This is a genomic window from Corynebacterium sp. 401_CJEI, assembly GCF_001076435.1.
Taxonomy (GTDB): Bacteria; Actinomycetota; Actinomycetes; order Mycobacteriales; family Mycobacteriaceae; genus Corynebacterium; species Corynebacterium jeikeium_D.
The window spans coordinates 1-25,608 of record NZ_JVIP01000036.1; the positions used below are offsets into that span (position 1 = coordinate 1).

Here is a 25,608-nt window from a genome sequence, read left to right on the forward strand (position 1 = left end):
GGGTTAAGTAAAGAAAAGTGTGTCCGCATGCCACCATAACCCCAGACCACACACCACAAATCACCAAAGAATAGCTCCCCGAAAGCTATTACCCACACCATCCCGCACCTCCGGCCACATTTGTGCTAACCGCACACCGGTTGGATTAAAGGATGACCACCAACCGCCCCAGCTGCCCACTATGCGGCAACAACACAAAGAAAAACGGCACCACCAGCAAATCAACCACCCGTTGGCGCTGCACCCACTGCGGACACTCCTTTACCCGCAACACCCAAACCCACAACAAAAACACCGCCACCATGGCTTTGTTCATCCAATGGGCCACCGGCACCCAATCTCTAACCACCTTCGCCGCACACCATGGCGTAACCAGGCAAACCATGCACCACCGATTCCGATGGTGCTGGTGGATCATCCCCACACCCACCATCGACTCATTCCGCATCCATGACCAAATCTTCCTCGACGCGACCTATCTAAAGTCCGGATGCCTCCTGATCGCAGCCAGTAAAACCCACGTCATCAACTGGACCTGGGCCAGACACGAAACCACCGCCGCCTACACCGAACTCCTACGCCCCATTGCCGCACCACTAATCGCAGTCACAGACGGCGGACAAGGTGCCCAATCAGCCATCCACCACTGCTGGCCAACAACACGCATCCAACGCTGCCTCGTCCACGCCCAACGAACAGTCTGCCGCCACACCACCAGCAACCCCCGCACCGATGCCGGCAAAACCCTCTACCGCCTAGCCCTGAAACTCACTCGCATCACCGACCTTGACCAAGCATCCACATGGGTCGCCCACCTGCACGAATTCGACCACACCTACCGGGAATGGATGAACGAGAAAACCACCATCAAAGACCCCGTTACCGGCGCCTACACCAAGGTCTACACCCACCAACGCGTCCGAGCGGCCTATCAATCATTGCTATCTCTGCACCGCAGAGACCTGCTGTTTACCTACCTGCAACCCCCACCAACAACCATCGACCCCGACAACCTTGCAGCAACAACAAACAGCCTCGAAGGTGGCATCAACGCCCCCATAAAAGAACTAGCCCGCAGACACCGCGGACTATCACTACCGCATCAACGCACAGTGATGGATTGGTGGCTGTATCTACATACAGAAGTCCCTGACGATCCGGTCAAGATCGCCAGGGACCAACGATGGGGTCAAGACGCACTTTCCACAGCAACAGACCTGATCACCCACAACACCACAGCCACTACCAATGACATCGGTGCACCAGCAGAATACGACACCGCCATCGACACCAGCTACCAACACAACCTCGGCATCCAAAAAGGCTGGATCAAATAACCGCAACACGCCCGGAAAAGACACACTTTTCTTTACTTAACCCACCACTAACCAAAAGCAAAAAACGCCAGCTCCAACCGGAACTGGCGTTTAGAATTGCGACCCTGACGGGACTTGAACCCGCGACCTCCGCCGTGACAGGGCGGCGCGCTAACCAACTGCGCCACAGGGCCATCATGATTTTTAGTGGTACTCCCAACGGGATTCGAACCCGTGTTGCCGCCGTGAAAGGGCGGAGTCCTAGGCCTCTAGACGATGGGAGCCCGACTTAACGCTGCAAAGAGTTGGCCACTCAATGGCATATTCCGCGTACATCTGCAGTGTATGAACATTGCAATTGCGCGCGCTCTTAGCAACGTAAAGAACTATAGAGGATAAGTACCCTTTTCCCAAAATCTACGGTTGAACTGGAGTTTCTTACTATTTCCGCGGACGCTACTAGTACTCAGATAAGCTCGCAACTATGGCAATTCCGGATTTCATTGTTCAGCTCCGCGAAAAAGTGGGCCACGCTCCGCTCTGGCTCCCCGGTGTCACGGCTATCGTCATTCGCGATGTTCCGCCGAATGCACCGATGTACGCCTTGCCCGAGGTCTTGCTGGTTCGTCGCTCCGATAATGGTGAATGGACCCCAGTCACCGGAATTATCGACCCGGACGAGCAGCCTCACGACGCCGCCGTGCGAGAGGTAAAGGAAGAAACGGGACTCGATGTCACAGTTGAGGCCCTGCTTGGCACTGGCGCCGTTGGCCCTATCGAACACCTCAACGGCGATGTTGCCTCATATCTGGATATCTCCATGCGCTGCAGTGTTGTTGGCGACGACGTCCCCTATGTCGCTGATGATGAATCCACTGATGTCGGATGGTTCCAGATCTCACAGATGCCACCGATGAAGCCACGCTTCCGCTTGATAGTCGCCGATGCAGTGGCGCAGCTCAAGCACCCGGCGGGCTTCAAGCCACGGATGGGCTACCACAAGCGGGAAAAATAGGTACCGCGGAGAGCAAATGCAGGCAAGATACGACAAAACCCCAGGCCGTTAATAACCTGGGGTTTTGCGTGCTTGTGGGCCCTGCGGGGCTCGAACCCGCGACCTGCGGATTAAAAGTCCGTAGCTCTACCAGCTGAGCTAAAGGCCCGCGCAACAAAATAGCCTAGCAATTACGCGCTTGTTTTTAATAATTGCCCTCCGCGAGTTTTGCCCTGCCCGCGTCGATAAGTTCACGCCCCGGAACTTTTTACCCCTCCTGTCCGACTGAATTAATAAGCAGGAATACTGCGGACACTTGATGCAGGCTTCGACAAATCCGTCGGAGTACACGCATCGTTTATGTCTACTTTTTTCAGTCGAGGAAACATGGATGTCGTCGATATATCTCGTTGGCAATTTGGCATAACCACCGTCTACCACTTCATTTTTGTCCCGCTGACAATTGGTCTAGCTCCGCTCGTCGCGCTCATGCAGACACTGTGGGCCACGACGAAAAATGACCTCTGGTACCGAGCGACACGATTTTTCGGCACCATCTTCATTATTAACTTCGCCATGGGCGTAGCCACGGGTATCGTCCAGGAATTCCAGTTCGGTATGAACTGGTCGGAGTACTCCCGCATGATCGGTGATGTCTTCGGCGGCCCGCTGGCTCTTGAAGGACTCATCGCGTTCTTCCTGGAATCCACCTTCCTGGGCCTATGGATTTTCGGCTGGGGGCGTATCCCCACCTGGATGCACACGCTCTCGATTTGGATTGTCGCCATTGCGGTGAATATCTCGGCGTATTTCATCATCGTCGCCAATTCGTTCATGCAGCATCCTGTGGGTGCGGTCTACAACCCGGAAACCGGCCGCGCAGAGCTGACAGACTTTGGCGCATTGCTGACGAACTCGACCGCCCTAGCAGCTTTCCCGCATGCCGTAGCCAGCTCTTTCCTTACCGCCGGCACGCTCGTTGTCGGTGTCAGTGGCTGGTGGCTGGTTCAGAGCCGCCGTGGTGGTCAGCGCGATAGTGTCCACGAGCGGACGTTCCGCAAGTCCATGAAGGTCGGGCTCTGGACAACTGTGCTCAGCTCGCTGGCGGTGTTTATCACCGGCGATATCCAGGCCAAGCTTATGTTCGAGCAGCAGCCGATGAAGATGGCATCGGCCGAGTCCCTGTGCCACACGCAGACAGATCCAATGTTCTCGGTTCTGACCGTCGGTACGCACAACAATTGCGACTCGGTGCTGCATCTCATCGAGGTGCCATGGGTGCTGCCTTTCCTGGCCGAGGGCAAGTTCAGTGGCGTCACGCTCCAGGGCGTGCAGGACCTGCAAGAAAAAGCTGAGGCGGTCTTCGGCCCAGGCAATTACTCTCCGAATCTGTTCGTCACATACTGGTCTTTCCGCGCCATGATTGGGCTCATGGTCGGTTCTCTGGCTATCGCGTTTTTCGCTTGGCTATTTACTCGCAAGGGGCGCGTGCCGACGGGCAAGCGAGCCCGCATTTTCGCCGCTTGCAGTATCCTCGCGATTCCGTTCCCGTTCTTGGCCAGCAGCGCTGGCTGGATCTTTACGGAGATGGGCCGTCAGCCCTGGATTGTGCACCCGAACCCGGATCACGCGGGCGACCCGCGCACCGAGCTGATTCGCATGACCGTCGATATGGGTGTGTCCGACCACGCACCGGCCACGGTGATTATCACCCTGGTGGGCTTTACCCTGCTCTACCTGATTTTGGCAGTGGTGTGGTTCTGGTTGATTCGCCGCGCAGTTATTGCCGGACCTCCGACCGAATCCGCTGAGGCTATCAACGCCATCGGCAATGACCCCGAGCACGCTGGCCCGTCGTCACCAATCGCTACCAATCTGGGCGCGATCATCTCGTCTCCGGTTCGATTCAACAAGGTCCATGCCCAGTCCGCTGCCAGCCCCGACTCCGAAGTCTCCGCGACTGAGGACACAAAGTAGATAAGGATGTATCTCTGACATGTTCGGATTAGATCTTCCCGTTTTGTGGTTTGTCCTGATCGCGTTCCTGTTCGCCGGCTACTTCCTTCTCGAGGGCTTTGACTTCGGCGTCGGAATGCTGCTGCCGTTCGTTGGCCGCGATGAACCGCGTCGTAAAGCGATGCTCGGAACTATCGGGCCGGTATGGGACGGCAACGAAGTGTGGCTAATTACCGCTGGCGGCGCGCTCTTCGCGGCGTTTCCGGAATGGTATGCGTCTATGTTTTCCGGCTTCTACCTGCCGCTCTTCCTGATTCTGGTGGCGTTGATTGTCCGTATCGTCGGGCTGGAATGGCGCTTCAAAGTCAACGATGAGCACTGGCGCGCCTGGTGCGACCGCGCAATCATCTTCGGCTCCTGGTTGCCGCCGATTCTGTGGGGCGTAGCGGTCGCGAACCTGGTGCGTGGTGTCCCGCTGAATGCCGACAAGAACTTGGACTCCGGCTTTAGTACCCTGCTCGGGTTGCTGAACCCGTACGCCCTGGTCGGCGGGATTGCGTTTGCGGCTGTGTTCGCTCTTCACGCAGTTACGTTCCTGCGGCTGAAGACCGCCGGCAAGCTACGCGACGAGGTCGGCAACGCCGCTCGAATTCCGGCACTGTCGGCGCTGATATTTGGCGGCGTGTTCCTCATCTGGACACAGCTGGGCTACGGAAAGACCTGGCTGTGGGCTGTTGTCGTCATCGCCGTCGCGGGGTTGGTCATTGCCATCTCCGCAACCGTAGGCAACCGCGATGGCATCGCTTTTTCCGCAACCGCGGTCACCGTAGTCGCCGTCACCACCGTTGTCTTCGGCGCCATGTACCCGTATCTGATGCCGACGACGCTTGCCGACGGCGTTTCCCTCGATATCTGGAATTCCGCCTCTAACCCTTACACGCTGAAAATCATGACCTGGACCGCGCTGGTGATTACCCCACTGGTGATTGCCTACCAGGCGTGGACATACTGGGTATTCCGCAAGCGGTTGATGGCTGAACGTAAGGTCTCGCAGTAGACCGTCCGTTGGAGGTTAGTTTCTAAAAAGTGGCACCTGTCGATCCGAAACTATTCAAGCTGTCGGCCCCAGCCTGGCGTTGGGTCATTTTCGCGGGCGCACTGACCGCCGCGAGCACAGGTGCCACAATCGCGTTGGGGCTGGCGATCGGCACTATTACGGCGCAGGTTCTGGGTGAGGCAACTCCTAATTGGACATTATTCGCGCTGATAGCCACGGCCGCTGTACTCGTTCGGGTGGCCTGCTCCTACGCGCTCGTGCGTTTCGGCCAATCTGCGGGTGCACGCGTGGCCACAGACCTGCGCAGCCGGGCACTGCGAGCCCTGGCTCTGCGCGATCCTCGCACTGTCGACACCGCGCACTGGCGCGCATTGCTTTCGGTCGGGCTCGATGGTGTGGCCGTCTACGTGGCGGACTTCCTCCCCGCACTGGTGGCCGCAGCGCTGGCTACCCCGATGGCATTGGTCGCAGTCGCATGGTTGGACCTCCCATCGGTTGCCATCGCGGTTGTCACGCTGCCTCTTATTCCGCTGTTCATGTGGCTGGTAGGTCGCCTCACTGAGGGCCGCACAGAACGCCGTCTGGCCGACATCGGCACGGTGCGTGGTCAGATTCTCGACCTGGTCATCGGCCTGCCAACGCTCAAAGCGCACAACATGGCCGACACCCCCAGCGAGGAAATCAAGCGCCTGTCGACCCGCCACCGGAAATCCACCATGGAGGTCCTGCGCATCGCTTTCCTATCCGCGTCGGTCCTGGAATTCCTCACCACCCTGTCAATCGCCCTCATCGCCGTCGGCATCGGTTTCCGACTTCTGGGAGGCCACATGACGCTGGCAACCGGCCTGGCAGTGCTCATCATCGCCCCAGAAATCTATGGCCCGGTGCGCCAGGTTGGCCAGAAATTCCACGCCGCCCAGGACGGTGTGGTCGCTGCCACCGAAGTCACGGAACTGTTAGACAAGGACGCTGGCCAGACTCCAAACTCCACAGACACCATCTCTGAAACTGTGGAGGGAACGGCCGAAGGAACGTCGTCAAGCAGTGTCCCCAGCGCACCCACAGTCGTGTTCGAACGTCTTTCCGCGCCGGGGCGAGACGGCGTGCGGCCAAGTGAATTAAGCGCCATCGCGCGGCCGGGCACGGTGACGGTGCTGGCGGGGCCGAACGGCGTGGGCAAGACGACAGCGCTGCTTGCGGTCGCCGGCATCGTGCACGAGGGGTTGGAAGGCTCCGTAACTATTCGCGACGGCCAGCGCATTCTCCGTGACCAGGATCTGCTGCGGCGCATCGCGTGGCTGCCCCAGCGCCCAGTGTTGGACGCAGCGACGGTGGGAGACAATTCGCGGCGCTCGCTCGGGCAACGTCAGCGGGAGGCGCTTCGGCGCGAGCTTGCCGACGACACCCGCGACCTCGTCCTCCTCGATGAACCGACAGCTCACCTGGATGCCGACAGTGCGCAGTCCGTGATTAGGCTCCTGCACGCACGTGCCCGGCGCGGAGCCACAGTGATTGCCACCAGCCATGATCCGCTGTTGATTGCGGCCGCCGACGGCGTGGTGGAGGTGCAGTCGCGATGACTACTCTGCAAGCGCTTCGTCGCCTGGTGAAACCCCGCGACCTGGTTTGGCCGGTGTTGGCGGGCACCATCACGCTGCTGTCCGCGCTGAGTCTGACCGTGGTGTCGGCGTGGCTGATTACGCGTTCTTGGCAGATGCCACCGCTGATGGACATCACCTTGGCGGTGACGTCTGTGCGCGCGCTGGGTATTTCGCGAGCTGCGTTTCGATACCTCGACCGGTTGGTCTCCCACGATGTGGCGTTGCGCACCGCCGAGCGCTCGCGCGTGAAGCTATGGGAGCATTTCGTGGCCGACCGTACGCTGGCGCTGCGTGAGCGTTCCGATATTGTCACAGCGCTTGGGGCGAATATTGACGCACTTGCCGATGCCGTCGTGCGATCAATAGTGCCCGCATTGGTGGCGCTGATGACCTCTCTCATCGCCGTCATTTTTGTGGCTCTACTCTCGCCTGCCGCTGCGGTTCTCCTGGCGGTGGGACTGCTTCTGGCCGGCGGTGTTGCTCCTTACCTGACGTATCGCACCACTGCGCGCTCAAGTCAGCGTCGCGCGGCCGCGCTTCAGTCGCATGCCGCTGCCGTCGAAGCGCTGCTTTCCGACGCCGCCGGCCTGCGTATCCACGGCCAGTTGGATGAGGCAGTCTCTGCCGCGTCATCCTCCAGCAAAACGGTTGCGGCCATCGATGACGCCGCAGGTCGAGCAAATGCCCGCGCCTCCGCACTGAGCACCGCGGCTAGCGTGTTGACCGCTGTCCTGACCGTGGTCGTAGCGTCGTGGTTAGTGACGGATTCGGCCGGGGGCGCTGGCGGCGGTTTGCTGCACTCTCCCGAGTGGCTGACGGTTCTGGTTCTGGTGCCGCTGGCGGCTTTTGAGTCGGTTGGTCCGCTGCCAGCTGCTGCGCAAACACTGGCGCAATCGAGGGAAGCCTTGCTGACGCTCGCGTCAAGTGCGAGTGAATCAGGGGAAGCGGATGCCATGCGCTCAGCCCCAGTCCCCACAGCGCCAATCCACACGTCCCCGCTCGCTCAGAACCACCTGACGGTTCGGCCAACTCTGCAGGTTCAAGACTTGATCGTGGGCTACCCCGACGACAACAGCTCGAATACTGCGGAAGGGCCCGCTGCCCAGCCAGCTCAACTGCCGATGCAAAACTTCGAGGTCACCTTTGGCGACTACCGGGAGATCACGGCGCCGTCGGGAAGCGGAAAGACCACGCTGCTGAAAACAATCGCCGGACAAATCCCGCCGGTTGCGGGCACGGTGACTATCATTGACGGAGACGGACGTGAGCTGTGGCGCAGTGCGGCAAGTGCCGGAGAGCCCCACGTAAACACGGAGCAGTGCGACCTGGTGCGCTTCGTCGCCGAGGATGAGCATATCTTCGCCACGACGGTGCGGGACAACATCTCTATTGGTAACCCGCAGGTCAGCGACGAGGACATTTACTCCGTACTGGACGCCGTGGGCCTGCGCAATTGGGTCAATGCCGCACCCGACGGCCTGGACACGATTCTGGACAGCGGCGCGGACAGTCTCTCGGGTGGTCAGCGACGCAGGCTCATTCTCACCCGTGCGCTTGTCAGCACAGCGCCAATTTTGCTTCTCGACGAGCCCACTGAACACCTCGACGAGGAGTCGAGTCACATCCTGGAAATTCTCCGCAATACCACCGACCTGCCCGGTGGGAGGGGGCGCCGAACGGTGATCGTCGTCAGGCATCCGCGGACGCAGCGCTAACCGGGGCGATCCGATCTGCCAGATAAAACAGATTCGAAAACGGCAGTTCAGCGTGACACAATACTGTACGTGTTAGATACCTCCACGAGTCCACTCAGTGCCGCCACACCCGCCGATGCCACGTCCGCGCACATGCACATCGGCCCCTTTGAGCTCGCCTCCCCCGTGGTACTCGCGCCGATGGCCGGTATCACCAACGTGGCATTCCGCACGCTGTGCCGCGAGCAGGAGCTGCAGCGTACAGGCACGGTCTCCGGTCTCTACGTCTGCGAGATGGTCACCGCCCGCGCATTGGTCGAACGCAATGAAAAGACCATGCACATGACCACCTTCGCGCCCGACGAGAACCCCCGCAGCCTGCAGCTCTACACCACTGACCCGAAGTGGACCTACGAGGCCGCGAAGATGATCGTCGACGAAAACCTCGCCGACCACATCGACATGAACTTCGGTTGCCCGGTACCAAAGGTCACCCGCAAGGGCGGCGGCTCGGCGCTGCCATATAAGCGTCGCCTCTTCGGCAACATCGTCGCCGCAGCGGTCAAGGCCACGGAGGGCACGGACATCCCGGTGACCGTGAAGTTCCGCGTCGGCATCGATGACGAGCACCACACGCACCTCGACGCCGGCCGCATCGCCGCCGAGATGGGCGCCCAGGCTGTGGCTCTGCACGCCCGCACTGCAGCGCAGCGCTACTCCGGCCACGCTGACTGGTCGCAGATCGCGCGGCTGAAGGAGCACATGGTCGACTCCGGCTTCAGCGATATCCCAGTGCTTGGCAACGGCGATATCTTCGCCTCCACCGATGCCCGCAAAATGCTCGACGAGACCGGCTGCGACGGTGTCGTCGTCGGTCGCGGCTGCCTTGGCCGCCCGTGGCTGTTCGCGCAGTTGTCCGCCGAGCTGCGTGGCGAAGAAGTGCCGCCGGCACCAACATTTGGTGAGGTCGCGGGGATTATCCGTCGTCACGCGGAACTGCTCGTGGAGCACGAGGGCGAGCGTAAGGGCTGCCGCGACCTGCGCAAGCACATTGCCTGGTACCTGCGGGGATACCCTGCCGGCAGTGAGGTGCGGAAGTCTCTTGCGCGCGTCGATTCGCTGGCAACGCTCGACGAGATTCTCGCACCGCTTTACGACGGCCCCAGCGCCCACGCCCGCCCGGAGGACGCCGACGGCGCCCGCGGCCGACAGGGGTCCCCTGCAAAGGTGGTCTTGCCGGAGGGCTGGCTGGACGACCCGGAGGACGACACCGTGCCCGAGGGCGCGGAGATTATGCACTCCGGTGGCTAAGCTTCGGTTCTGAGCGAGTGTTTACATAACTTTACGAGGGGTAATTGGGGGCTCCCCACTAACGCGCGACGTTGTTGAGGATTGCCTACTATGGAACGCATGCGCACTGTCTACCGAGAACAAATGGACAACTTGGCTCACAGCCTGATTGTGATGTGTGACCGAGTTGGCTCCATGCACAAGCTTGCGAACAAGGCCCTCTTCGAGGCTGATTTGGTCTCGGCTGAAACAGTTCTTTCCCAGATTGATTCTCTCGAGGACCTGCGCCAGGATGCGGAGCAGCGAGCCTTCGAGCTGTTGGCCCGCGAAGCTCCTGTGGCTGGTGATCTCCGACAGATTGTCAGTGGCCTCTACATTGTCGAGGACATCTCCCGCATGGGCGCATTGAGTGTGCATATTGCCAACGTTGCCCGGCGTCGCCACCCGAACAAGGCACTACCAGAGCCCGTGGAGGGGTTCTTCCGCGAGATGGCCTCCGTATCTGAACAGATGACGCACGAAACCCGTCAGGTGCTCATCGACTACGACGTTGACCAGGCATTGGCCTTGGATAAGACCGATGACAGCATCGATGACATTCACCAGCACCTGTTTACGCTGACCAACGACGATAATTGGCCGCACTCCCCTGCGCAGACAGTGGATGTCACTCTACTGAGCCGCTTCTACGAGCGTTACGCGGATCACGCTGTCGAGGTTGCCGCCCGGATTATTTACCTGGCCACCGGTTACAAGCGCGATGTCTACCTGGACAAGCTCGAGGATGAGCGCGACCAGCGCAGCTTTAACCAACGCCTGCAGGCCTTGGAGCGTCACCTGCGTATGTAGGTCCGTGAAGCTGCAGGCTGTTGGGAGGCTGGGCTGTAGGGCTGCTGGGCGGGGCTGGGTGTTGGGCTGAGCTGTAGAGATGTTGGGGGTGGCTGCTGGCCTGGGGCGCGGGTTTTTAGGCCGGAGTGGAGCCGTTTTTAAGCCTCACCAGGCTAAACACCTCCCCAGCCAAACACTGCCCCAGCCCGAGAAACTGACTAGGTTTATGACACTTTACTGCGAGTAAACGCTATTCATCTGACATAAACCTAGTCAGTAACTGTTTGTGCGATTACTTTTCGCGTTAGATGTCTGGAGAATGCCGATTCTTATATCGTGTCCATCCCCGCGACCCAAGAGACAGCCGCTACTCAAGAGACAGCAACAAAAGACTTCTTTGACATTAAATCTGGGGTGACTGCCAGAACTCCCTGATCTGCCCCATCAATGGGCACAACGATTACCACGTTACCTGCGATTTCGCCGTTCTCATACACCGTCTCGAGGGTGTCAAACTCGTCAGGCGCCACCGCCCAAAGCTCCGTTTCGTCCGTGGTTTGGCCACCTGCAGTTACATAATTAATACCAAGCCAGGAACTCTGCCCCTGAGGGTCATTCCCCTTGTACTTTGCAGTAACATGCACAAGTCCGTATACAAACCCCTCTGGAGCAGGGTCATTGAACTGATTTTCCGCCAGAACCTCATCGTTAGCGTTTAGATTTACGCTATCGATAGTAATGGCCCACTGCTCACTTTCGATGGTCGTTCCAATCGGCAACGGATTCTCCCGACTACTGCCCGCAGCACCAGAATCGGAAGAATCAGATTTGCTTCCATCCGGGCTAGAGGCAGTCGTATCCCGATTGAACGCATCATCCACGGCATTGCCTACCGAAGAAACAAATACAATTGGCGCAATGAGCAATCCCAACACAGAAAGAATCAGAGCGATAAGAGCTGGTTTTTTGGTAGTTGCGCGCTGAAACAGTCCGACGACCGATAAAATAAATGCAACCGGTAGCGCCACCCAACCAATAATCAAAGCCCCCGGGATACAACCGAGTAAACCAATAATCGCAACTACAAGTGCAATGTAACCGACAATTGGCTTCGGCGCTTTCTCTTCGGCGATTACTGGCCAAGATTGCTCACCCACAGGGGAAAACTGAGGATTGAACTGCGCGTTTTGCTGGTTATCCATAATTGAATAACTCCTATGTAAATATATTTACCCAGATCCCTCTACAGTTTTCCGGGGGACGCTCGATTGCGTCTTCGGAAGATTACCCCGCCCGATAACAAACAGACAATTCCGCCCCAAAACAAACATTATTTTCACCCCCGGCCCCACACCGAAACAAACAGCAATCTCATAAACTGCAACAACAAAAAGAACCCCGTACCTCGCGTGAAGACGCGTGAAGTACGGGGCTCTTTCTTTTTGCTTCTTACGGCATACGCAAAGCGTTTAGCCGAAGCGACCGGAGATGTAGTCCTCGGTTTCCTTCTTGTCCGGATTCTCGAAGATCTTCTTGGTCGGGCCAACCTCGACCAGGCGACCCGGCTTACCGGTTGCCTCGAGGGAGAAGAATGCGGTCTGATCGGACACACGAGCTGCCTGCTGCATGTTGTGGGTCACGATGACGATGGTGAATTCTTCCTTCAGCTCGTGAATCAGGTCCTCGATTGCCAGGGTGGAAATCGGGTCCAGTGCGGAACACGGCTCGTCCATCAGCAGAACTTCCGGCTCAACTGCAATTGCGCGTGCGATGCACAGACGCTGCTGCTGACCACCGGAGAGGCCACCGCCCGGCTTGTCCAGGCGGTCCTTCACCTCATCCCAGAGGTTGGCGCCGCGCAGGGACTTCTCGGCAACCTCCTGGAGACGAGCCTTGTTCTTAACACCGGCCAACTTCAGGCCAGCCACGACATTGTCCTCGATGGACATGGTCGGGAACGGGTTCGGACGCTGGAACACCATACCGATGGTGTTACGAACGGAGACCGGGTCAATCTTCGGGCCATAGATGTTTTCGCCGTCGAGAAGCACCTCGCCAGTGACGTAGGCACCCGGGATGACCTCGTGCATACGGTTCAGCGAACGGAGCACGGTGGACTTACCACAGCCGGACGGGCCAATGAATGCGGTAACAGAACGCGGCGGGACGTGCAGGTCGACGTTCTGCACAGCGTGGAAATCGCCGTAGTAGATGTTGACATCGTTAAGGTCTAGGCGCTTAGCCATGGTCTTTCAAAAACCTTCCTTGAAATAGCGGACGTTAGGCGCCCAGCATTAACTGCTCTTGACGGAGAACTTGGCGGATATGACGCGCGCCAGGATATTGATGAGGGCAATGATGAGAACCAGCGTGAGCGCTGCGCCCCACATCTTGTCGAATGCCGCACCGGTATTACCGGCCTTGTACATGTCCAGCATGAACAGCGGCAGTGAGGACTGCGACTGGCCGAACGGGTTATAGGTGATGATTCGTGAGGTTGCAACCAGGATCAGCATCGGTGCGGACTCACCCATGACGCGGGCGACGGCCAGCATGATGCCGGTGACGATGCCCGACAGTGCGGTCGGGAGCACGATCTTCAAAATGGTCTTCCACTTCGGAACACCCAGAGCGTAAGAGGCTTCACGCAACTCGTGCGGAACGATGCGCAGCATTTCCTCGGTGTTGCGGACAACGATTGGCAGCATCAGCAGAACCAGCGCTAGCGAGACGGCGAAACCGGAACGGCTCATGCCAAACATGACCACCCACATCGAGTAGATGAACAGCGACGCAACAATCGACGGCACACCGGAGAGGATGTCGACCATGAAGGTGGTGACCTTGCCCAAGCGGGAGTTACCTGCGTACTCGACCAAGTAGATAGCGACGAAGATACCGAATGGCACGGTCATGAGAGTTGTGACCAGAGCCTGAACCAAGGTACCGACGATTGCGTGAGCAACACCACCGGCAGATGCACCAAGGGTGACACCGCGCTGGGAAGCAGTCCACCACTCACCACTCAGCAGTGACGGGGTACCTCGGACGACAAGCTCAAAGAGAACCCACACCAGCGGGATCAGGGCAAGAGCCATGCAGAAGTAAATGAGGACCGTGGAGACGTTGTCCGCTACCTTGCGGGAACCCTTAATCTGGGTGAATGCCGACTCCGTGGTGGGGACCATGTCTGCGGGGCCGTGAGGCGAAGAATCAGTAGTTGAACTAGTCATTGTTACTTCTCGTTTCTTTTCCTACGACCTTGCTACTTCTTCGCAATGATTCGGGCTGCGGAGTTGACCACGAAGGTCAGCAAGAACAGCACCAAACCTGCGGACATGTATGCGCCGGCCTTGAGGTTGTCATTGAACTCCGGTGCCGCATTGGCAATTGCGGTTGCGAAGGTGGTACCGCCGTCGAAAAGCGAACCACGGAATGCCGAAGACGGAGAGATTACGAGGTACAGAGCCATCGTCTCACCGAGGGCACGTCCCAGACCCAGCATCGAGCCGGAGATAAAGCCAGAACGACCGAATGGCAGAATGGCCAGCTTGACCATCTCCCAACGGGTCGCACCGAGAGCCAGCGATGCCTCAATGTGACCACGCGGGGTCTGAACAAAGACCTCGCGGGTGGTAGCCGCGATAACCGGCAGAATCATAATTGCCAGCACAATGCCACCGGTGAAGAGGTTTCGACCAGTCTCGAAGGCCGGCGAGTTTGGGTACAGGGCAAACATCGGGATAAAGCCCAGTGTCTTAGCCAACCACCCGTACAGACCGGCCAATGCCGGACCGAGAGCCATAAAACCCCACAGACCGTAAACAATCGACGGCACTGCGGCCAGCAAATCCACGAGGTAGCCCAGCGGCTTGACCATCTTCTTTGGAGCATAGGCAGTCAGGAAGATGGCAATACCCAGCGCAACCGGCATCGCCAGAATCAGCGCCAGGATGGAAACCGCGACGGTCACCAGAAACATGTTCGGAATACCGAAGTACATGGCGGAGGTATCCGCCAGGTTCCATCGTTCGGTGTAGGTGAAGAAGTTCGCTTCGTTACGGGACATTGCCGGAACTGCGCGCAGGAGCAGGAACACTGCAATTGCGATGATGGCAGCAGTCACCAATGCGGAAGATCCTACCGCCAGAATCTTGAAGATTCGGTCACCAGGACGAACAACGCCGGACTGAATGGCTTGCTCTTCCGAGCTCTCGTCGCCGGAGGAATCCACCTGCGGTGCTGAGGACTGCAACAGACTGCTGTCTACAGCCTCCTGCTTCCCTTCAATGGGAGTCGAGGAACTCATGATCTCATTTCCTAAGTAGAAGTGATTTGTGCTTCAACGCACATGAAGACCGATTGGCCTCAGTACCCCTCTACGAGCGGTACCCAATCAACTGAGGTGTCGATATATAAAGCCAACCGGTCTACGTCAGGTTTTCGGCCTACAGCTCAAATCTGCGTGGCCGGCTGAAGTAATCCTCGCGCCAATCGGGTAACAACAGAGCCAACTCTGCTTTCACCCGCGTTGCGCGCAACGAATTACTTGATAGCGTCAACCGCTGCGGACAACTTGTCCTTGAACTCACCCTGAACCGGGATGTAACCCCGCTCTTCGAGCTCTGGGCCCTGGCCCTCTTCCAGAACAACCTTCAGGAAGCTCTTAACCAGGTCACGAGTCTCCTCGTCGTAACCAGCGGAGCAGACGATTTCGTAGGTGGTCAGAATCAGCGGGTAAGCGCCATTCTCATCCATTGCGAACAGAGCGTCGGTGTCAACAACCATGTCGTGACCCTCAGTCTTGAACGTGACGGAATCCAGAGCCTTACCGACGGTGTCGTTGTTCAGCTCAACCGGGCCATGGCCAAAGTCCATCTTGGCAATGCCCAGGTCCTTGTCCTTAGCGAAACCAGCCTCAACGTAGGTGATAGCACCGTCGATGTTGGAAACCTCGTCGACAACACCAGCCGAGCCGTTAGCGCCCTGTCCAGTAGCAGTCGGGAAGGACTTGGAAGCCTCGTGCTTCCACTGCTCCGGAGCAGCTGCGCTCAGGAACTTCATGAAGTTATCAGTAGTACCGGACTCCTCAGAGCGGTAGACAACCTTGATGTCCTTCTCCGGCAGCTTCGCGTCCTTGTTGACCTCAGCAATCTTCGGGTCGTTCCACTTGGTGATCTTGCCGTCGAAGATTTCAGCAACCAGAGCCGGAGTCAGAGTGACATCAACGCCCTCGAGGTTGTAGGCAACGGCAACCGGACCGATAACCATCGGCAGGTGCCATGCATCGTTACCATCGCAGCGCTTCTTAGCCTCTGCAACCTGGTCCTTGCCGTCCTTCTCCTTCAGCGGAGAGTCGGAGCCAGCGAAAGCAACGGTGCCGGCAATGAACTGAGTTTGACCGGAACCAGAGCCAGATGCGTTGTACGACAGGGTCGAGCCGGCCTCTTCAAACTTGGTGGCGAACAGGTCCATTGCACGCTGCTGCGAGGTAGCGCCCTCGCCCTGCAGCGTTGGCCCTTCAGCACAAGCAGCCAGGGTAAGGCTTGCAACAGCGGCCAGGCCAATGACGGATGCCGCACGGTTCTTCTTCAGCACAGTAAATCCTCCGGGGTTTTACACAATGAGTGAAACAGTTCACGTGGAACCGCCACACTCCGGTCCACTGCGCTGAACCTATCTACCGATAGTAACCGGAACCTGTTCAGAACATTAACAATTGGTGAACGGCGCAAGTAATTCTTTATTTATCCTCATTTTCCCTGTAAGAGGCCCTAAAATGCGCCCCTGAAACACTGAGGATTGGACAGCATCTCCTCAAAAACACAAGAATCATTGCCCCGCGCCAGAGGAAAACCACCTAAAACTGAGATAAAGCTAAGCTCGCCCCCCCCTAGCTCGCCTTCAATAACTCCCCCAATAAACCGAACCGTCGCATCTACGCGCCGTACATCACATCACGGCGGGCCACCTCGAAACCGACCGCACGGTACGTGCGCACTGCAGGCGCATTGTCGCCTTCGACATAGAGAATTACCTTTTCCGCTCCCCGTTTTCGGAGATAGGAAAGCCCAACGTTGGTCAGCCATCGTCCGAGACCACGTCCGCGTGCCTTCGAGCTCAGTCCAATCACATACACCTCGCCAGTTGGCACAGACTCCTCGGCATGCCACTTCGTCCAGTGGAAACCGCAAATCTCCTCCGCACTGTCGCGCGCCCCGGCCACATCCGCAGCAAAGAACACGCCCTCCGGGTCGAACCACTGCACGTTCCGAGCGCGATCGAGTTGTGGCTGCGACCAACCGCCCTGCTCCGGATGCCAGTCAAACGCCTCGTTATTCACTGCCAACCACGCTCGATCTACCGCTGCCGCGCCCCACTTCGCACGTGCCGCAGTCAGGGTCAAGGCTTCAACATCATCACGCTTATCGACGTCCCCCGCCGCCTTCTCCAACGCTGAGCCCGAAACGGACATCTGCAACAGCTCGCGGACAACCTTGCGTCCCGTCAACTCTGCCAAGCGGCTGGCACCGGCGACATCACCGTGAGCCCAGATAGGCAGACGCTCGCCGACCTCAGCATCGATGTGCGCAAGCAGCTTCGCCCCCACTCCTTGCTTACGAAACTCCGGGTCAACAACCATCTCCACAGCATCCGGCGCAACGGCGGCCAGGCCCAAGTAACGGTCGTTCTCAATAATCGCAAAGTGTCGATGCCCGAAAGATTCGTCGTCAAGCCCTCGGACGAAAGCCTCGCCGAACGCCTCCACGCCGTCGGCGGAGTGGGCGTGCTGCAGTAGCGTATCGGCGGCGGTGGTGTCTACGTCAAGCAGTTCGGTTACGTTCATACGCCCCACCCTATACACAGCAGCGAATTCAACACTTCCCCGATGTCGTCTGAGCCAAAAGCGATGGGGTACTAATAGAGTGTGTCCATTTCCCGACGACAGAAGAAGATCGGTGGCTCTATCCTCGCCGTTGCCGCGCTGGTGATTGCCACCGACATGGGCTTCGCCAGCCATGCGGAGTACAAGCTCTCCGAGCATATTCAGGAGACTGCTCAGCTGGAGATGACCCCATACGTCGCCATTGGGGGCAAGGCCTACTTGTCCTCTTTTGTTACGGGAAAATGGAGCTCCGTAACCTCGCGCATCCGCGATGTCGAGGTGCCCGACTTCGGCTTGGTATCTCTGGAGTACGGAGCCTCCAACGTTAAGGTCCCGGCATCGGCGGTGCTCAGCGGTAATTTCCCAGAATCGCCGACGAAGCAGTACTTCACTAAGCTCTCGCTCGACGGTGTCTCTCTGGGAAACAAGCTGGGACTGACAGACTTGAGTATCCAGAGCCTGAAGGACTCCTCCCCCACCGGCGGCTGGGAGACCGAGGCTATCTTCGAGGCCACGCCAGCCGGATGGCAGGGAAAAACCCAGGTTACGGCGAAGTTGCGCATTGTCAGCCGCGACGTGGTCATTACGCCGATGGAGATTATTTCTGCGCCCTCGTCCCCAACGGATTCTAAAAGCCACATCAAACCTGAGCTGTCTGAGGCTGATACGCAGCACATCATGGACACCTTCGCTCTGACGCTGCGGGATTCAGAGATACCGATGGGCATGCCGGCGACTCGCGTGTACGTGTCGGGCGGTTCTATCACCATCGAAGGCGAACAGATTCTGTGCACCGTGTCGCCAACAAACTTCATGCCGCCGACATCCCAGCAGGATGCCGAGGCGTCAGCTCAATCCACGGAGAAGCTGCCGGAGAAGAACTGTCGGGTGCGTCGCTAAGGCCGTCGTCAAGCATCGCCGTTAAGCGTCGGTGCAGCGTTAGCACCATGCGACAACAGCCCATACATGGCCACAAGAGCTTCAGCGGTAGAGTGTGAAGCATGACCGAGAAGAATGGCAGCAACCAGACAGACGCCGCTGCACAGGAGCCTGCAGCTGCGGAAGCCCCTCGCCTCGACGGCAACGAGGCCATCAACCGCGCGGCCGAACAGGCCAAGAGCACCGCTACGCGCAACATCACTGAGCTTGAGGGGCTCCCGATCCCCGACGAGACCGCTAACCTGCGCTTCGGCCCGAATATTCACGACGGCCTGCTGGCACTACTGCCGCTGGTCGGCGTGTGGCGCGGTGAGGGGCAGGCGAACACTGTCGTCGACGGCGAGTACAACTTCGGCCAGCAGCTCATTTTCAGCCACGATGGCGAGAACTACCTGAAGTATGAGTCGCGCATCTGGAAGCTGGACGAAGAAGGCAAGCCGACCGGCCCTGACCAGCGCGAAACAGGATTTTGGCGCATTAACAACGAGGACGAGATTGAGTTCATCTGCGTCCACTCCACCGGCGTCACTGAGATCTACTACGGCAAGCCGGTTTCCGAGCGTGCATGGGAACTGCAGGCAGCCTCCACAATGGTCACTGCTACCGGTCCTGCATCCCTTGGCCCGGGCAAGCGCCTCTACGGTCTGATGCCGAACAATGATCTCGGGTGGGTAGACGAGCGCCTGCGGGATGAGGAATTCGCTCCCCGCATGTCCGCGCAGCTCAAGCGCTACGCGGGCTAGGTTCTCCCCGCTTTACGACGGGCGTTGTGGGGCCCTACTGCGTCGCCCAACTGCATCAAGCCCTACTATTTGGGGCCCTACTGCGTCGCCAGCGCCTTGTCACACAGGTCGCGGAATTCCTTTTCCGCGATTGCATCCGGCTGCCGGATGGGCTCACCATCGATGGACTTAACCACGACCGCGATACGCACCGAAGACACCAGCCATACCGCATCGGCGGTGAATAGGTCCCCGGGCACCAGGACCGTCGGGGTGACTTCCCAGCCGCAGTTGGCGGCTGTTTCAAACAGCGCTGCCTGAGTTGTGCCCGGCAGCACTCCTTCACCGGGGTTGGGAGTCAGCAGTTCATTGCCGCGCTGAACGATGATGGTCGATGTTGGGCCTTCCAAGAGCTTGCCCTCTGCGGACGTGAAGATGACATCGTCAAAACCCTTGGACTTGGCATAGCGCAAAGCGGCCATATTAGCTGCGTATGACAACGTTTTCGCGCCGATGAGCGCCCACGGTGCACGGGAGCCAAGGTCGAGCGAGAAACCGCGCTCTGCAAGCATGACCGATACCGGCTTCAGACGGTTTTCCGCCACCTTTTCCGCGGAGCTAGCCAAAACGTAGCCAGTCGGCTCTCCGGTGGACTCACGACCACGCGAGTACACCCACCGCAACGTCGCATCCCCCTCAATTGACCTATCGCGCAACTCCTGTAGTGCGACCTCGGTAGCCGCCCGCCACTGCTGCAGATCTGGGGTTGGCAAATCCAGCATTAGCGCTGACGATGCGAATCGCTTCTCGTGCCGGTCAGTATTACAGGTATGACCACCCCTGACCAGGAGTGTTTCAAAAACTCCGTCGCCGCGAATAGCTCCGAGATCATCCGCGTAGAGGAACGGCTGTCCTGCCTCGACAGCAACCGGGCCGCCGTCTGCGAAGACGTCGATAAGCACTAGAGAAGAAAGCGAATCCGTCATACACACAAGCTTAATCCATGCTTAATTTGAGGATTTCTGGTTAACATGAGGGAGTGAGTGTTGAGTATGTAAGTCCTTTGATGTCTCACGTGGCTGGCGCCGCTGCCCTCGAACTGGGCGGACAGATGGAAGGTTTGGAGAAGGCCTCAGAGAACGCCCCAGACGGAAACTCAGCGAAAAACGTTGAGCAAACCACAGGGCAAGCTAGCGTGGCATGGCACTACGGCCGTCCGCTGGTAGAGCAACGTCACCTGCAGGAGGACTGCGGCGTAGTAGATCGCTCGTACTACCGCGTTATTGAGGTCACTGGCGAGGATCGCCTGACCTACCTCAACACACTTTTTTCGCAGAAGGTCGACGAAGCCGCTCCCGGCACTGTCACTGAAGCACTGAACCTGGATGCAAACGGTCACGTTCTCCATCACATGACGTTGACTGTTTTGGACGATTCCGTGCTTATCGACGTGCCCCCTGCCGGCTTCGACTCCCTGTTGAAGTACCTGAACATGATGGTGTTCTGGTCCAAGGTGGAAATTGCTGAGGTAGAAAGGGCGATTATTTCCGTCATGGGGCCGAATGCCCCTGAGGTCCTGGTAGCCGCTGGTCTCGCATTCCCGCAGGTGGGTAAAGCTACGACTGTGGGACATTCCTACGTCCGGCACCTGCCGTGGCCACGCGGCGGGCGTGTGGATGTGCTCGTACGCCGACAGGATTTAGTCGGTGCTTGGGACGCGCTGGTGGCCGCTGGCGCCTCCCCAGTCGGCCTGATGGGCTGGGAGGCCGAACGCGTAGTCTCCTTGCGGCCAGAGCTGGGAATCGACGTAGACGAGAAGATGATTCCGCATGAGGCTCCGCGCTGGATCGCCTCTGAATTCGACACGGCTGCCGTGCACTTGGACAAGGGCTGCTATCGCGGCCAAGAGACGGTATCACGTGTCCACAATGTTGGTCGCTCCCCACGAGTTTTGGTGATGCTGCAGCTCGACGGCTCGGCCACCCTGCCGGAAACCGGCGATCCAGTGATGATGGGCAAGCGCGCCGTGGGCCGCGTGGGCACCGTCGTGCAACATGCCGATTACGGCCCGATTGCTTTGGCTCTGCTTAAACGCTCAGCTCAGGAGCGCGAGGGCCTTGTGGTGGGTGACTGCGCCGTGGCCGTCGACCCTTCCTCCATCGACCGCGTTGAGCAGCTGCCGCCGGGCCGTGTGGCCATCAACCGCCTGCGTGGGAAATAGGTAACAGGAAATAGGTAAAGCCACCAGACAGAGTGGTGAAAAAATAACTTTTTCCATTCTTTTTCAGAAAGGACATTTCCCCAGGCCACAGCACATATTGAGTTGTCTGAGCGCGAGGACACGACCCACTATGGGCCTCCCCGCGTAACCCCTTCGTCTAAAAATCGGCTATGGTGTCTTACAGGAATTAACGCAATAAGACATAAGTGGGTCGGCCGTATCCCCGTGCCGCCCCACGGATTACACAAGGGGGTCAGGCCATGGGTCGCGGCCGTGCGAAAGCAAAGCAGGCGAAGGTTGCCCGTCAGCTCAAGTACGATTCACCAGAAATGGATTTGGAACGTCTGCAGCGGGAACTCGTCGGCAAGTCGAACGAGTCCGATCGAGACGACTATTACTCTGACTGGGAGGAATGGGCCTCAGGCGCTGGTCGCGACAGCTAGCGCAAGCTAACCGCTGTCGTATTTTCCGCAAAGCGTTTCTATTTCAATAAAGCAAGCACCCACCAACGATTCCGTTGGTGGGTGCTTGCTTTTGCTTAGTCGACTGCGTTTATGTTCCGCCGATTATGTTCGGCGGTGGCGGATCAATCCGAGTTACTGACTGCGTTTATGACAAAAATCGCCCGAAAAACGGCTCGAAAGTGTCATAAACTCATACAGTTTCACATTTGCAGCCCGTGGTTTTCTGGGATCTCCGTTGTGCAACCCAGAATCTAGACCGCCCCGTCGCATCAGTAGGCCGCCCTCCACGGCAGACCAGCCGGCCCAGTCCCCGGCCGCCCGTCGCAGTAAACCGACGGCCGGCCGACGCTTAGAAGCGCGGGTGGCTGCCGCGCAAAACAGCCCCGTCCTCGCCCGCCTCGCTCTTGCGGACAGTACCCAGCTCCCAAGCGTTGATGTGGCGGGCAGTCAACAGAGCCAGGGCACGATCGCGGTCCTCTGCGGAAACAATCGCAACCATGCCGACACCCATGTTGAAGGTCTTCTCCATCTCCTCGCGGGAGACGTTGCCGAGCTCAGCAATGGTCTTGAAAATCGGACCCGGGGTCCAAGTTGCGCGGCTCATGTCGGCGGTCAGGCCTTCCGGCATGATGCGAACCATGTTGCCAGCCAATCCACCACCGGTGACGTGGCAGAAAGTGCGGACCTCGGCCTCGTTCATGAGAGCCAGGCAGTCCTTCGCATAAATCTTGGTTGGCTCCAGCAGCTCCTCACCGAGGGTGCGCCCGAAGTCCTCGACATAACCGTCGAGCTCCAGACCGGCCTTCTCCAGGAGAACGTAGCGAGCCAGCGAGTAGCCATTGGAGTGAAGTCCAGAGGACTCCATGGCGATAATGACATCGCCCTCACGCACGCGGTCCGGGCCGAGAAGCTTGTCCTCTTCCACGACACCGACGCCGGTAGCGGAGACATCGTACTCACCCGGTTCCATCACACCCGGGTGCTCTGCAGTCTCCCCGCCCAGGAGGGCGCAACCCGCCTGGACGCATCCCTCGGCGATGCCGGAAACAATCTCGGCGACGTGCTCCGGCACGACCTTGCCAATTGCAATGTAGTCCTGCAGGAACAGCGGCTCGGCGCCGCACACAACCAGGTCATCGACGACCATGGCGACCAGGTCCAGGCCAATGGTGTCGTGCTTGCCGACGGCCTGCGCCACGGCCAACTTGGTCCCCACACCATCGGAGGATGCGGCCAGCAGCGGCTTTTCGTAGTTGCCCAGTGCAAACAGGCCGGCAAAACCGCCGAGCCCGCCACGGACCTCTGGGCGAGTGGCCTTCTTGGCAATCGGGGCGAATAGTTCAACGGCGCGGTCGCCGGCTTCGATGTCGACACCGGCTGCAGCGTAGGAAGCACCAGAAACGTTCTCGGTCATTAGAGGCTCTCGCTTTAAACTTTCTCCCCCGGGCGGCGTTACTGCCGTATCCGGGAGTATTGGCGGACCGGGAACAAAGCAACGGCTGCAATCCACAGCACCGCTTGCGCTTCGTTCTCGGTTCAGTTCTCGTAGTTCATTCTAAGGAGGTTTCGAGGCTAATTGCTCGTTGCGGCTTTGGCAGCCTGGGCTGCCTGCATCCTTTCCACCGCTGCCGCATTCGGATTGCCCTCCGGCAGCCCCAGCGGGTATTTGCCATCGAAGCACGCACAACAGACTTCGGTCTTTGCCTGCTCGGAAGCGGCGACCATGCCATCGATAGAGACAAATCCCAGGCTGTCGGCACCAATCGCGGTTGCGATACCGGCGACAATGTCATTCTCATCGACACCGTTGGCCAACAACTCGCCCGGGGAAGCGAAGTCAATGCCGTAGAAGCACGGCCATTTCACCGGCGGTGCGGCGATGCGCACGTGCACTTCCTTCGCACCAGCCTCACGCAGCATGCGAATCAGGGCACGCTGAGTGTTGCCGCGGACGATGGAGTCATCGACCACGACCAAGCGCTTACCGGCGATAACTTCCTTCAGTGGGTTCAGCTTCAGTCGGATACCCAACTGACGAATCGTCTGCGAAGGCTGAATGAAGGTACGCCCCACGTAGCCGTTTTTGGTCAGCCCCTGACCAAACGGGATGCCCGATTCCTGGGCGTAGCCAACAGCGGCCGGGGTACCGGATTCCGGCACCGGCATCACCAGGTCACCGTCAGCCGGGAACTCACGTGCCAACTGGCGGCCCAGCTCAAGACGCACCGCGTTGACGGAGCGACCACGGATGTTGGAGTCCGGGCGGGCCAGGTAGACGTACTCAAAAATGCATCCAGCGTGGGTGGTCTCGGCAAAACGCTGCGAACGCACACCGGAAGCATCAATGGTCACCATCTCGCCTGGCTCGATCTCGCGGACGAACGATGCACCGACGATATCCAGCGCGCAAGTCTCGGATGCGACTACCCAACCACCGGACAGGCGCCCCAGGCACAGCGGGCGCACACCGTATGGGTCACGCGCGGCGTACAGCGTCTCGCCATCGGTGAAAGTAAGACAGAAAGCACCCTTCAAACGCGGCAGCAGTGCCATCGCGGCCGCTTCTACATTGGTGCTGCAGCCGTAATCTTCGGGGTGGTCAATCTTGCCGGTTTCGTCGGCAAGCAAAGTGGTCATGATTGCGGAGTCACTGGGCAGCTCGCCCTCTTCACGCAGCAGGCCCTTGTCGACCGCCTCATGGAACAGCGTGAGGTGGTTGGTCAGGTTGCCGTTGTGCCCCAGCGCGATGTCCGTGCCGTCGGAGGCCATCTGGAACATCGGCTGTGCATTCTCCCACGCAGGAGCGCCAGCGGTGGTGTAGCGCGTGTGCCCCACCGCTACGTGCCCCTTCAGAGCGTCGAGCGTCTGCTCATCAAAAACCTGGGAAACAAGGCCCAGGTCCTTGAATACGAGAATTTGGTCGCCGTCGCCGACTGCGATACCGGCGGCTTCCTGGCCGCGATGCTGCAGGGCAAACAGGCCATAGTAGGTGAGTTTGGACACGTCTTCGCCAGGTGCCCAAACGCCAAAAACGCCACATTCTTCGCGCGGGGATGTCTCCCCCAAATCGTCGTATGGCGAAATTGGCAAAAGTTTGGTCTTTGGTGCACCTGAAATGTTGGTATCGGCCACGACATTCACACTAATAGCCCCACCCGCCTGGGCACCAATTCAGCATCCCCCCACGGGCTTTAAGAAATGCGCGCCACCGGCAGATGATTCCCAATTTCCGCCGCGCGCGTTCCCGACATATCGATGTGCGCCTGCACCTGCTCTAACGTGATCATTCCGCACGCGAGTCCCAGCCAAATCTCCGGCGACATCTCCACGACATTGGGCGGCGTACCGCGCGTGTGCCTGGGGCCCTCAATGCACTGGACCGCGACGAAGGGCGGCACGCGCACCTCGACGCTATGCCCCGGAGCCTCTTGGGCGAGCATCCGCACGGACAGACGTACCGCTTTGGCAAGGCTCGCACGGCTTAACGACGACCCCTGCGCCCCATCCGGCCCGATGAAGGAGGCAGCCTCTTGGTCAGATAGCAATTCGCGGCCGAGAAGCCGTTGCGCCGCCCAGGGTGCGGCGGTGGAAAGAGCGCTGCGAACGTCGAAAGGCGAGATTTTGGATACCATAACCTCAT

General features: G+C 58.9%; 22 protein-coding genes and 3 tRNA genes. 12 read left to right on the forward strand and 13 right to left on the reverse strand.

Features of this window, described 5'->3' with window-relative positions; genetic code table 11:
• The first annotated feature begins 152 nt into the window (after nt 1–152).
• Nucleotides 153–1,337, forward strand: coding sequence for an IS256-like element IS3503 family transposase (locus tag ADM64_RS07975; RefSeq protein ID WP_049193114.1), 1,185 nt, complete (start codon nt 153–155; stop codon nt 1,335–1,337).
• Between the two features lie 99 nt (nt 1,338–1,436).
• Here the strand turns inward: ADM64_RS07975 and ADM64_RS07980 are convergent.
• A tRNA-Asp gene (locus tag ADM64_RS07980) sits at nt 1,437–1,510 on the reverse strand.
• 14 nt (nt 1,511–1,524) lie between these two features.
• Nucleotides 1,525–1,600: transfer RNA gene (locus ADM64_RS07985), tRNA-Glu, on the reverse strand.
• Between the two features lie 200 nt (nt 1,601–1,800).
• On the opposite strand from ADM64_RS07985, the gene ADM64_RS07990 reads away from it, so the two are divergent.
• Nucleotides 1,801–2,331: an NUDIX hydrolase gene (locus tag ADM64_RS07990; protein WP_016421372.1), complete on the forward strand. Its 531-nt coding sequence runs from the start codon at nt 1,801–1,803 to the stop codon at nt 2,329–2,331.
• A 75-nt stretch (nt 2,332–2,406) separates the two neighbouring features.
• Here ADM64_RS07990 and ADM64_RS07995 read toward each other — a convergent pair.
• A tRNA-Lys gene (locus tag ADM64_RS07995) sits at nt 2,407–2,479 on the reverse strand.
• Between the two features lie 218 nt (nt 2,480–2,697).
• On the opposite strand from ADM64_RS07995, the gene ADM64_RS08000 reads away from it, so the two are divergent.
• The 6 genes from ADM64_RS08000 (at nt 2,698) to phoU (ending at nt 10,757) form a co-directional block, all read left to right on the forward strand.
• Complete coding sequence (locus tag ADM64_RS08000) at nt 2,698–4,287, forward strand: cytochrome ubiquinol oxidase subunit I (RefSeq protein WP_049193804.1); 1,590 nt, start codon at nt 2,698–2,700, stop codon at nt 4,285–4,287.
• Between the two features lie 19 nt (nt 4,288–4,306).
• The gene (gene cydB, locus ADM64_RS08005) at nt 4,307–5,323 is read left to right on the forward strand and encodes a cytochrome d ubiquinol oxidase subunit II (RefSeq protein WP_049193806.1); all 1,017 of its coding nucleotides are present in this window, start codon (nt 4,307–4,309) and stop codon (nt 5,321–5,323) included.
• 29 nt (nt 5,324–5,352) lie between these two features.
• Nucleotides 5,353–6,903 carry an ABC transporter ATP-binding protein/permease gene (locus ADM64_RS08010; protein ID WP_080985627.1) on the forward strand — a complete coding sequence of 517 codons (1,551 nt, stop codon included), beginning with the start codon at nt 5,353–5,355 and terminating at the stop codon, nt 6,901–6,903.
• Nucleotides 6,900–8,639 (forward strand): thiol reductant ABC exporter subunit CydC, encoded by a 1,740-nt coding sequence (gene cydC, locus ADM64_RS08015; RefSeq protein WP_049193808.1) that lies wholly within the window; start codon nt 6,900–6,902, stop codon nt 8,637–8,639. The genes ADM64_RS08010 and cydC overlap by 4 nt, the downstream gene beginning before the upstream one ends.
• A 132-nt stretch (nt 8,640–8,771) precedes the next feature.
• Nucleotides 8,772–9,929, forward strand: a complete 1,158-nt coding sequence (gene dusB, locus ADM64_RS08020; protein ID WP_049193809.1) for a tRNA dihydrouridine synthase DusB — start codon at nt 8,772–8,774, stop codon at nt 9,927–9,929.
• Between the two features lie 90 nt (nt 9,930–10,019).
• On the forward strand, nt 10,020–10,757 hold the full coding sequence (gene phoU / locus ADM64_RS08025) for a phosphate signaling complex protein PhoU (RefSeq protein ID WP_080969597.1): 738 nt from the start codon (nt 10,020–10,022) through the stop codon (nt 10,755–10,757).
• A gap of 350 nt (nt 10,758–11,107) precedes the next feature.
• Here the strand turns inward: phoU and ADM64_RS08030 are convergent, their stop codons facing one another.
• The 6 genes from ADM64_RS08030 to mshD all read right to left on the reverse strand — a co-directional run bounded on the left by ADM64_RS08030 (nt 11,108) and on the right by mshD (nt 17,583).
• Nucleotides 11,108–11,938 (reverse strand): hypothetical protein, encoded by an 831-nt coding sequence (locus ADM64_RS08030; protein WP_049193810.1) that lies wholly within the window; start codon nt 11,936–11,938, stop codon nt 11,108–11,110.
• A 267-nt stretch (nt 11,939–12,205) separates the two neighbouring features.
• On the reverse strand, nt 12,206–12,982 hold the full coding sequence (gene pstB / locus ADM64_RS08035) for a phosphate ABC transporter ATP-binding protein PstB (RefSeq protein WP_049193811.1): 777 nt from the start codon (nt 12,980–12,982) through the stop codon (nt 12,206–12,208).
• A gap of 48 nt (nt 12,983–13,030) precedes the next feature.
• Nucleotides 13,031–13,924: a phosphate ABC transporter permease PstA gene (gene pstA, locus ADM64_RS08040; protein ID WP_049193812.1), complete on the reverse strand. Its 894-nt coding sequence runs from the start codon at nt 13,922–13,924 to the stop codon at nt 13,031–13,033.
• Nucleotides 13,925–14,001: 77 nt separating this feature from the next.
• Nucleotides 14,002–15,045 (reverse strand): phosphate ABC transporter permease subunit PstC, encoded by a 1,044-nt coding sequence (gene pstC, locus ADM64_RS08045; protein ID WP_049181149.1) that lies wholly within the window; start codon nt 15,043–15,045, stop codon nt 14,002–14,004.
• 236 nt (nt 15,046–15,281) lie between these two features.
• Complete coding sequence (pstS, locus tag ADM64_RS08050) at nt 15,282–16,334, reverse strand: phosphate ABC transporter substrate-binding protein PstS (RefSeq protein ID WP_049193813.1); 1,053 nt, start codon at nt 16,332–16,334, stop codon at nt 15,282–15,284.
• Nucleotides 16,335–16,674: 340 nt separating this feature from the next.
• Nucleotides 16,675–17,583, reverse strand: a complete 909-nt coding sequence (gene mshD, locus ADM64_RS08055) for a mycothiol synthase (protein WP_049193814.1) — start codon at nt 17,581–17,583, stop codon at nt 16,675–16,677.
• An 81-nt stretch (nt 17,584–17,664) separates the two neighbouring features.
• On the opposite strand from mshD, the gene ADM64_RS08060 reads away from it, so the two are divergent.
• Complete coding sequence (locus ADM64_RS08060) at nt 17,665–18,522, forward strand: DUF2993 domain-containing protein (protein ID WP_016421385.1); 858 nt, start codon at nt 17,665–17,667, stop codon at nt 18,520–18,522.
• Between the two features lie 101 nt (nt 18,523–18,623).
• The gene (locus ADM64_RS08065; protein WP_016421386.1) at nt 18,624–19,304 is read left to right on the forward strand and encodes an FABP family protein; all 681 of its coding nucleotides are present in this window, start codon (nt 18,624–18,626) and stop codon (nt 19,302–19,304) included.
• Between the two features lie 77 nt (nt 19,305–19,381).
• Here the strand turns inward: ADM64_RS08065 and ADM64_RS08070 are convergent, their stop codons facing one another.
• The gene (locus ADM64_RS08070; protein ID WP_049193815.1) at nt 19,382–20,269 is read right to left on the reverse strand and encodes an aminodeoxychorismate lyase; all 888 of its coding nucleotides are present in this window, start codon (nt 20,267–20,269) and stop codon (nt 19,382–19,384) included.
• Between the two features lie 80 nt (nt 20,270–20,349).
• Here ADM64_RS08070 and ADM64_RS08075 point away from each other — a divergent pair, with 80 nt between their 5' ends.
• Together ADM64_RS08075 and ADM64_RS08080 are read left to right on the forward strand one after the other, a co-directional pair.
• Nucleotides 20,350–21,504, forward strand: coding sequence for a YgfZ/GcvT domain-containing protein (locus ADM64_RS08075; RefSeq protein ID WP_049193816.1), 1,155 nt, complete (start codon nt 20,350–20,352; stop codon nt 21,502–21,504).
• A 260-nt stretch (nt 21,505–21,764) separates the two neighbouring features.
• Entirely contained in the window at nt 21,765–21,947 is a 183-nt protein-coding gene (locus ADM64_RS08080; protein WP_005511943.1) for a DUF3073 domain-containing protein, read from the forward strand.
• 370 nt (nt 21,948–22,317) lie between these two features.
• Here the strand turns inward: ADM64_RS08080 and purM are convergent, their stop codons facing one another.
• The 3 genes from purM to ADM64_RS08095 all read right to left on the reverse strand — a co-directional run bounded on the left by purM (nt 22,318) and on the right by ADM64_RS08095 (nt 25,600).
• Nucleotides 22,318–23,382, reverse strand: coding sequence for a phosphoribosylformylglycinamidine cyclo-ligase (gene purM / locus ADM64_RS08085; RefSeq protein ID WP_016421389.1), 1,065 nt, complete (start codon nt 23,380–23,382; stop codon nt 22,318–22,320).
• 158 nt (nt 23,383–23,540) lie between these two features.
• Nucleotides 23,541–25,109 carry an amidophosphoribosyltransferase gene (gene purF, locus ADM64_RS08090; RefSeq protein WP_049193817.1) on the reverse strand — a complete coding sequence of 523 codons (1,569 nt, stop codon included), beginning with the start codon at nt 25,107–25,109 and terminating at the stop codon, nt 23,541–23,543.
• Nucleotides 25,110–25,159: 50 nt separating this feature from the next.
• Complete coding sequence (locus tag ADM64_RS08095) at nt 25,160–25,600, reverse strand: sterol carrier family protein (RefSeq protein ID WP_016421391.1); 441 nt, start codon at nt 25,598–25,600, stop codon at nt 25,160–25,162.
• Nucleotides 25,601–25,608 lie beyond the last annotated feature (8 nt).